This is a genomic window from Draconibacterium sp. (genome assembly GCF_041583095.1).
Classification (GTDB): domain Bacteria; phylum Bacteroidota; class Bacteroidia; order Bacteroidales; family Prolixibacteraceae; genus Draconibacterium.
This window is the reverse complement of sequence record NZ_JBFHGM010000339.1, coordinates 1-4,908: the sequence shown is the minus strand read 5'-3', so window position 1 is coordinate 4,908 and position 4,908 is coordinate 1. Positions and strand designations below refer to the sequence as shown.

Below are 4,908 nucleotides of genomic sequence, written 5' to 3'. Positions count from 1 at the left end.
GAAGGAAAATACAGAAAAGCACAATCTTTGAACCAAAAATATTTTAAAATAGCCCGCTATTCTTTCAATATTTTTAATCCAAATCTTGCACATTTCTGTATTTCTGAGGTTAATATTTTGAATCGAACTCAGGTTATTACCAAAGTGACTTTCAACAAAAAAAGCCATCCGTATAAAACGAATGGCTCCCTGAGTTGATTGATAATAAATTAAAATTATTTCTTCTTAATGTCCCTAAATGTCGCTCCTTGTGCATGAACCGTGTTAACCGCACGACCTGATGGATCGGCATTTCCCTGGAACGAAGCATCCCACTCAAGAGCAGCAGCCGTACTACATGCAATTGAAGCCTCAGAAGGCACACAAGCTGCAGCCGCATCCGACGGGAAGTGTTCGCTGTAAATTTCGCGGTACACATATTCTTCTTTGTTTCGTGGTGGGTTTACCGGGAAACGATATTTCGCATTTTCCATCATTTCGTCGCTCACCTTGTCTTCTGCAATTTGTTTCAGCGTGTCAATCCAGCCATAGCCAACACCGTCAGAGAATTGCTCTTTCTGGCGCCATGCCACTTCTTCGGGCAGGTATTTGGCAAATCCTTCACGCAGACAATGTTTTTCCATTTTACCGTCTTTGGCCATTTTGGCCTCCGGGTTAAAACGCATTGCCACGTCAACAAATTCTTTATCAAGGAATGGTACACGACCTTCAACGCCCCATGCAGCCAACGATTTATTGGCACGCAGACAGTCGTACAAATTCAGTCGGCTTACTTTTCGCACACTTTCTTTGTGGAATTCTTCGGCATTTGGTGCTTTGTGGAAATACAGGTAACCTCCAAAAATTTCATCAGCGCCCTCGCCGGTTAGCACCATTTTAATACCCATCGATTTAATTACACGCGACAACATGTACATGGGTGTTGATGCACGAACGGTAGTTACATCGTATGTTTCGATATGGTAAATTACATCACGGATAGCATCCAAACCTTCCTGGATGGTATAATTAATTTCGTGGTGAACCGTTCCGATATGATCGGCAACTTTACGCGCAGCAGCCAAATCGGGCGAGCCATCCAAACCAATTACAAACGAGTGCAACTGTGGCCACCAGGCGTCTTTTTCGCCACCGTCCTCAATACGTTTTGATGAGAATTTTTTTGCCAGCGCCGATGTAATCGACGAGTCTAAACCACCCGAAAGCAGCACTCCGTATGGCACATCCGACATCAACTGACGCTGTACAGCATCTTCCAGAGCTTGCGACAACTCTTCAACACTTGCCGGATTATCTTTAACATTGTCAAATTCCTCCCACTCGCGAACATACCATTTTTTAAGTTCGCCATCCTTGCTGTATAAATAATGGCCCGGAGGAAATTCCTCTATCTTGGTACAAAATCCTTCCAACGATTTTAATTCGGATGCTACATAGTAGTTCCCCCACTTGTCCCATCCCTGGTACAACGGAATAATACCGATATGGTCGCGACCAATCAGATAGGAATCGTTTACCTCGTCGTAAAGGGCAAAAGCAAAAATACCGTTCATCTCGTCCAGGAATTTTTCCTTTTTGTCGTTATACAGGGCTAAAATTACCTCACAGTCTGATTTGGTTAAGAATTCGTATTTCCCTTCGTAACGTTTACGAATTTCACGGTGATTATAAATTTCTCCGTTAACACCCAAAATAAGATTTCCATCTTTACTATATAAAGGTTGTCCACCCGACTCCGGGTCAACTATTGAAAGACGCTCGTGAGCTATTATCGCTTTTTCGCCACAATAAATACCCGACCAGTCCGGTCCGCGGTGACGAACTTTTTTACTCATCATCAGCACCTGAGGGCGGAGGTCCTCAGCTTTAACTTTTAAATCAAATGCTCCAACAATTCCACACATATTCGTAAATTTTCTTAGCTGTCAAATATTTTGTGTCAAAAATAATCACTTTGTCAATACTGCAAAATTATTATTGACAAATTTCTACTTAAATTAACATTTAGCTATCTTTTTAGGACTTTAATAGCAATTAATAAAACATTTTAATAATCTTATATTACACAATCACCCCCTTCTCGACAAGGCATGTTCTTCATGTTTTATTTCTTTTTTCGTTTACCCCCTAAAAAATGACAGCATAGCGATTAAAAAAAGTATATATTTCCACAACACACCCTAACAGGGATCACAGATAAAAAGTTTTAACCAACACCCCTGTATTAATCAAACTGTTAACAAATCGGCAACATTTATGACAATTCAATTGCAGGTAAGTAGCAATATTTTCGAATATGTAAGAAAATCACGTCGTTTTAGCCCGATATATTATTGACCAAGCGTGTAGAATTCGTTGATTTGCAGCTATAAAAACCGAATTTGTATGTTGTCTCCAACCTGCTCAAAATTGTATGCTCCCCCGCGCAGAAGTTCGCATTTACGTTTTTCGGTCTCGTTTTTTAGGTTGGCAAAAATCGTTGCAGCATCCTTTGCAATACAATCTTCATGAAAGTAACAATGTAGTTTATCGGTACTTTTTTCGTTAAACTGTATAATAAATGCGCCATGCTCCGGAAAAACAAGATCTTCGTAGGCATAGCTAATATCTAATCCGGTTGCTTCGTTTACAATTTGCCTAACGGCTTCCAGGTCTCTGTAATTCATAGTATAAATTTTTTGTCCGAATACGGCTGCTCCGTTTTTCGGGTTCATTAAATAATTATAGGGATAAAAACCACATGCGTATCTGCTGATACACTTCGGCCTGCTCGTAGGTTTGGCATTTTACCAGCTGCATATTTATGGCATCGTCGAACTCTACCTCGGTAAAACCTTTTTCTTCCAGCAGGCTCTCTCTCGACGGGGCCCGGTAACAAGCTTTCCGAAAATCGCTTTCGGAAGTTGCCCGTTTTACAAATGTTATTGCTTTATCGATTGCCATAAGCCACTAGTTTTTACACGATGTTGAACTGCATGAATTACAACCACTCTCGCAGCCCCACAATTCGCGTGCTGCCTGCGAGGTAAACGATTCCAGCTGGTTTTGGGTAAAAAAGCTGATGTTTTCCTGTACATTTCGGCCACGTGCTTTTAATACTGAAAAACCATTTCGGGTAAAAATTTGCAAAACCATGGGTGGAATATATCCGCTGATAATGGTATTTATTTGCAAACGTTTTAACTCGTGGGTAAGATCGCCCGGATTGGGACTAATTTCGGCAGTCTCTTTCCACTCAAACGCTTTCGACTCCGAATCGTAGATACACACCAATTTTGCATTATGAAAACCACGCGCGATTTTCTCACTTCCTGTTTCTTTTCCGGCAACGGGTAATAGCACTCTCATATCCTGCACATTTAAATTGTTTGGCATGAACCGGGCAAATGAAATACCAAAAAAAACAGATTGCTGGAAACCAGCGATTTGAAAAAAACAATACACAGTTAAACATTTCTTTTTTGTAAGAAAAATGTGGCGATCCTACAAAAATGTAGTGTTTTCTGCTCCCATAAGCTTTGCTAAAAGAAAGTTTGTGGCGACATTCATTTTTGCCCCATCCACAGAAATGACACAATTGAAATTTGATTAATTTTATTGAAGAAGATTTGAAGTATGAAAAAACATGTAATTGTAACCGGAGGCGCCCAGGGAATCGGCAAACACCTGGCTCTTGATTTACTGAATAACAACTACGCAGTATCGGTTTTTGAAATTGACGAAGAAGCAATTGCTGAATTTCGCGAGGAATTTACCGATGAAACCGTACAGGTTTATCATGTAGATGTGGCCGATGAGAAATCGGTTGAGGCAGCGGTGCAGAAATCGGCGAAACAGCACGGAAATATTTATGCGCTGGTAAACAATGCGGCAATTAGCATCGACAAACCATTGGAGGAACTTTCCTTCGGGGAGTGGAACAAAGTAATTGGCACCAATCTTTCCGGTGCTTTTTTGTGCTCGAAATATGTAACACCGTTTATGAAACCATACGGTGGGAGAATTATAAACATGGCCTCAACGCGTGCTCTACAGTCCGAACCTGACACAGAGGCCTACTCGGCAAGCAAAGGCGGAATTCTTGCACTTACCCACGCATTGGCTACAAGTCTTGGCCCGCAGATAAAAGTTAACGCCATCAGCCCCGGATGGATTGATGTATCGGCAGCTAAAAAACCCTCCCTTGCTCATCAGGAAAAACTAACAAAAGAAGACCACGCACAACACCCTGCAGGGCGCGTTGGCAAAGCAGAAGATATTGCCGGCATGGTTATTTTCCTGCTAAAGAAGGAGAACGACTTTATTACCGGACAGAATTTTGTAATTGACGGAGGAATGACCAAAAAGATGATTTACGTGTAATCTTATCATTTTCCAGATTGTCGAGGATTGATTGTTTGGCTTTATTAATGAAAAACTCAGGCATAAGGCTCTATTCATTTTGCTTTTCGAACGTATCACAATCGCCGAAACACCCAACTTTGTGCTACAAAACAAGTTCGAACCTATGGAATCTAATCTCAAAGAATGAGTTAATGAGTTCGTTTCAAAGAGTAGTCTCCAAAAGATTTTTCTATATCCAGCAGATTTACAAGCATTTCATCATCGCGAATAGTGCCTTTAACTTCCAGTATTTTACCCGATTTTGTTTGAAAGGTAAAACAGAATTGATGTCCTGACATTCTGAGATTATCGACTTTGTAATGCTCACCGCTTGCATTCTGAAAAATAACAGCGGTAACGGCATTGCCTTCCACTTCAAAGTTTATTAACCCGAGTTCGATTTTTAACTGTTTAAATGTCAATAACTTGCAGAAATAAAACCTGAAAATATTCTTGGAAATAAAAAAGGATTTTGCTAATTTAAGAGTCTGACAAACAAATAATTAGAAGCAAAATCCATGCATT

The 4,908-nt window shown here is 40.5% G+C and carries 7 protein-coding genes; 2 read left to right on the top strand and 5 right to left on the bottom strand.

From position 1 onward, the window contains the following. On the top strand, nt 1-198 hold a 198-nt coding region (locus ABZB17_RS20550), incomplete at its 5' end, for a hypothetical protein (protein ID WP_372653170.1). A gap of 17 nt (nt 199-215) precedes the next feature. Here ABZB17_RS20550 and asnB read toward each other — a convergent pair. The 4 genes from asnB to ABZB17_RS20530 all read right to left on the bottom strand — a co-directional run bounded on the left by asnB (nt 216) and on the right by ABZB17_RS20530 (nt 3,348). Further along, nucleotides 216-1,904, bottom strand: a complete 1,689-nt coding sequence (gene asnB / locus ABZB17_RS20545) for an asparagine synthase B (RefSeq protein WP_372653168.1) — start codon at nt 1,902-1,904, stop codon at nt 216-218. 462 nt (nt 1,905-2,366) lie between these two features. Next, a complete protein-coding gene (locus ABZB17_RS20540; RefSeq protein WP_372653165.1) occupies nt 2,367-2,666 on the bottom strand; it encodes a hypothetical protein in 300 nt (99 codons plus the stop codon). A 55-nt stretch (nt 2,667-2,721) separates the two neighbouring features. Continuing rightward, entirely contained in the window at nt 2,722-2,943 is a 222-nt protein-coding gene (locus ABZB17_RS20535) for a hypothetical protein (protein ID WP_045026376.1), read from the bottom strand. 6 nt (nt 2,944-2,949) lie between these two features. Continuing rightward, entirely contained in the window at nt 2,950-3,348 is a 399-nt protein-coding gene (locus ABZB17_RS20530) for a hypothetical protein (protein WP_372653163.1), read from the bottom strand. A gap of 267 nt (nt 3,349-3,615) precedes the next feature. On the opposite strand from ABZB17_RS20530, the gene ABZB17_RS20525 reads away from it, so the two are divergent. Continuing rightward, nucleotides 3,616-4,362, top strand: a complete 747-nt coding sequence (locus ABZB17_RS20525) for an SDR family oxidoreductase (RefSeq protein WP_372653160.1) — start codon at nt 3,616-3,618, stop codon at nt 4,360-4,362. Nucleotides 4,363-4,532: 170 nt separating this feature from the next. Here the strand turns inward: ABZB17_RS20525 and ABZB17_RS20520 are convergent, their stop codons facing one another. Then, nucleotides 4,533-4,805 carry a hypothetical protein gene (locus tag ABZB17_RS20520; protein ID WP_372653158.1) on the bottom strand — a complete coding sequence of 91 codons (273 nt, stop codon included), beginning with the start codon at nt 4,803-4,805 and terminating at the stop codon, nt 4,533-4,535. Nucleotides 4,806-4,908: the final 103 nt, after the last annotated feature.